Origin of the sequence: Actinophytocola sp., from assembly GCF_035712165.1 — a bacterium.
In the GTDB taxonomy this organism is placed as follows: Bacteria; Actinomycetota; Actinomycetes; order Mycobacteriales; family Pseudonocardiaceae; genus DASYTH01.
The window spans coordinates 1-3413 of record NZ_DASTBH010000248.1; the positions used below are offsets into that span (position 1 = coordinate 1).

The 3413-nt window shown below is 73.5% G+C and carries 4 protein-coding genes; all 4 read right to left on the minus strand.

Annotated features, from left to right (window positions below):
* A partial coding sequence (locus VFO68_RS14240) for a dihydroxy-acid dehydratase (RefSeq protein WP_325158741.1) occupies positions 1-812 on the minus strand: 812 nt, incomplete at its 3' end.
* Positions 809-1714 (minus strand): dihydrodipicolinate synthase family protein, encoded by a 906-nt coding sequence (locus VFO68_RS14245; protein ID WP_325158742.1) that lies wholly within the window; start codon positions 1712-1714, stop codon positions 809-811. The genes VFO68_RS14240 and VFO68_RS14245, both read right to left, overlap by 4 nt.
* A complete protein-coding gene (locus VFO68_RS14250; protein ID WP_325158743.1) occupies positions 1704-2354 on the minus strand; it encodes a GntR family transcriptional regulator in 651 nt (216 codons plus the stop codon). Before VFO68_RS14250 ends, VFO68_RS14245 begins: the two co-directional genes overlap by 11 nt.
* Positions 2355-2365: 11 nt before the next feature.
* Positions 2366-3413: hypothetical protein (locus tag VFO68_RS14255; RefSeq protein ID WP_325158744.1), on the minus strand; the 1048-nt coding region annotated here is incomplete at its 5' end.

Consider the following 3413-nt stretch of genomic DNA (forward strand, 5'->3'; position numbering starts at 1 on the left):
CCGCCCAGCGCCAGCACCGTGGTCACCGCGTCGGTGTAGGCCCGCGCGTCCAGGATCTTCGACGGTCGCAGGTCCGCCCACACCAGGTCCACCGCGCGCCGCCCGCTGGCCGCCGCCATCCGGTGGTGCGCGGAGTCCACCGCCGGGATGGACGCCGCGCCCGGCAGCGTCATGCCGAGCACCTCGGCCGCCGAGGTCATCGTGGACGCGGTGCCCATCGTCATGCAGTGCCCGGGTGAGCGGGCCAGCGCCGCCTCCAGCTCCGACCACTCCGCCTCGCCGAGCCGACCGGCCCGGCGCTCGTCGGCGTAGCGCCACATGTCGGTGCCGCTGCCGAGCAGCTCACCGCGCCAGTGCCCGGCCAGCATCGGCCCGGCCGGCACGAAGATCGCCGGCAGGTCCGCGGACACGGCGCCCATCAGCAGCGCCGGGGTGGTCTTGTCGCAGCCGCCGAGCAGCACCGCGCCGTCCACCGGGTAGGACCGCAGCAGCTCCTCGGTCTCCATCGCCAGCAGGTTGCGGTAGAGCATCGGGGTCGGCTTCTGGAACGTCTCGGACAGCGTCGACACCGGGAACTCCACCGGGTAGCCGCCGGCCTGCCACACGCCCCTGGCCACCTGTTCGGCCCGTTCCCGCAGGTGCATGTGACACGGGTTGATGCCGCTCCAGGTGTTCAGGATCGCGATCACCGGCTTGCCGAGGTGCTCCTCCGGGCCCAGCCCGAGCTGGCGGCTGCGGGCCCGGTGGCTGAACGAGCGCAGCCCATCCCCGCCGTACCAGCGGTGGCTGCGGAGCTGTTCGGGTGATCTCAAGACAGGTCCCAGGACGCGAGGATCGCGCCGATCCGCGCCCGCTGCGCCGGGTCCAGCACGGTGCTGGGCGGCCGGACGTCCCGCTGGCACAGGCCGAGCTGGGCCAGCGCCTCCTTGACCACCGAGACGTTGCCGGCCGACTCGTCCGCCGCGCGCAGCTCCTCGAACGGCCGGACCAGCTCCCAGACCGCCATCGCCGCCGCACTGTCCGCAGTGGACAGTGCGGTGTGCATCCGGACGGACAGCTCAGGCGCGACGTTGGCCAGGCCCGAGGTGAACCCGCGCGCCCCGACCGCGAAGTAGCCCGGCGCGGACAGCTCGGCCAGGCCGGCCACCCAGGTGACCCGGTCCAACCCCGCATCCCTTGCCACACAAGCGAAGCGCACCGGATCGGGCACGGCGTACTTGACCCCGGCGAGGTTGCCGCAGGCCTGGCCGAGCGCGGCGATCTGGGCGCCGCCGATCCGCGGGTTGCGCACGTAGAGCACCACGCCGAGGTCCGGCACCGCGTCGGCGATGGCCCGGTGGTAGTCGACCCAGCCGGCCAGCGACACGTACGGGTGCACCGGCTGGTGGATCATGATCCCGGCGGCGCCGGCCCGCTGGGCGTAGCGCGCGGCCGTGGTCGCGGTGGCCACGTCGTGCCCGACGCCGCACAGCACGGCGGCGCGGGAGCCGACCGTGCGCACCGTGACGTCCACCGCCCGCTCGGTCTCCGCCGGGCTCAGGGTGTAGAACTCGCTGGTGTTGCCGTTCGGTGTCACCACCCCGACCCCGCCGGCCAGCAGCCGTTCGACCAGCGTGGCGTAGGCCTTCTCGTCGAGGTCGCCGTCCGTGCCGAACGGGCTGACCGTGATCGCCACGACCCCGGCGAGGGCATCGCGCAGCCTTTCATGCGTCATCCGGTAACTCCTCGATCAGGCGGTCGGCGAACCGCTGGATGTGCCGGCGCAGCAGGTCGGCGGCCCGGTCGGCAGCGCCGTCCTCGGCCGCGGCCAGCATCGCCCCGTGCTCGGCGATCTCGGCCGGCCAGGTGGGCTGGATTCCCCAGCCGGCAATGGTGATCAGCGCGGTCTGGTCGCGCAGCCCGTCCAGGATGCCGATCATCAGGCGGTTTCCGCAGCCGGTGTAGAGCTCCCGGTGGAACCGCCGGTTGATCAGGCTCAGCCGGGCCGGCTCGGTCTCCCGTTCCGCCTCGGCCAGGGTGGCGCGGGCGGCGCCGAGGTCCGCGCCGCGCAGCACCGAGCGGCGCAGCGCCTCCGGTTCCAGCACCACCCGAACCTCGTAGACGGCGGTGACCAGTTCGGCGTCCACCACCCGCACCGAGGCGCCCTTGTACGGGCTCATCACCACCAGCCCGGTGCCGGCGAGGGTCTTCAGCGCCTCCCGGACCGGGGTCTTGGACACCGCCAGACGCTCCGCCAGCTCGGCCTCCACCAGCGGCTGGCCGGGCCGTAGCTCGCCGCCGAGGATCCCGGCCTTGATCGACTCCAGCACGAAGTCGGTGCGCGACGCGGGCGGGGCCGCGCGCTCGTATATCATATATGAGGACTCTAGGAGGGCTGCCCGGCCTGGTCAACGGCGTAGCTCCGGAGCAGCGCGACGGCCTCGGCCGGGTCGTCGGTGACCAGGATCCAGTGCTCGGCGGCCCGACCCCGGGCCAACTGCTGGACCAGTGGCGCGGCCGGCACCTCGGTGGTCCAGAAGTCCTTGCCCAGGAACACCATCGGCGCCGGGGTGTCGTAGTGGTTCTGGGTGTAGTCCTGGAACACCTCCTGCACGGTCCCGGCGCTGCCCGGCGTGTAGATCACCCCGCCGGTGGCCACGGTGACCAGTCCGTCCTCCCGCGCCGAGTTCGCGAAGTACTTGGCGTGCAAGGCACACGCCGCGTTGGGCGGTTCGTGGCCGTAGAACCAGGTGGGCACGCCGATGGTGGCGGCCGGGCCGGTGTCCGGCAGTCCCACCCGCAGCGCGGCGGCCAGCCAGGCGCCGATCGCGGCCGGACCGGCGCCGAACCGTGGCGCGGCACCGATCTCCCGCACCACAGCGTCCACAGTGGACTTGGACTCGCCGGCCAGCCGGACGCCCAGCGGCACCGCCTCCATCGCCCCGGGGCCGCCCCCGGTCAGCACCGTGAAGCCGGCGTCACTGCGTCCGATCGCCACGCCGAGGTCCACCGCGGCGCGGTAGGCCGCCGAGTCCCGGGCCAGCGCGTGCCCGCCCATCACCGCGATCGGCCGGCCGCCGCGCCGGGCCAGCATCGCGTCCAGCGCCTCGGTGATCGCATGGTCGTGCAACCGCTCGGCCAGCGCGTGCAGCACCCCCGGATGCCGGCCACGAGCCCGGCTGTGCCGGTAGATCCGGGCATCCAGAGTGTCCATATAGGACTCGGGCCGGTCCGGGTCGAACCCCTCGAACAGTTCCGCCGGGGTGTACAGGGTGCTCCGGTACACCTGGTAGGGCACATCCGGGATGGTCGGGAACAGCAGCGCGCCGCCCGCCTCGGCCCGCCGGGTGCTCGCCTCGCTGAGCACGCACCCGAGCAGCACCGCCCCGTCCAGCGCCGTCCGCAACAGCCGCTCGTCGCCGGTCAGGTCCAGC

What these genes read in the sequence shown, in the direction of transcription:
- VFO68_RS14250 (WP_325158743.1), bottom strand. Translation starts at nt 2,354, where the DNA reads ATGATATACGAGCGCGCGGCCCCGCCCGCGTCGCGCACCGACTTCGTG.
- VFO68_RS14245 (WP_325158742.1), bottom strand. Translation starts at nt 1,714, where the DNA reads ATGACGCATGAAAGGCTGCGCGATGCCCTCGCCGGGGTCGTGGCGATC.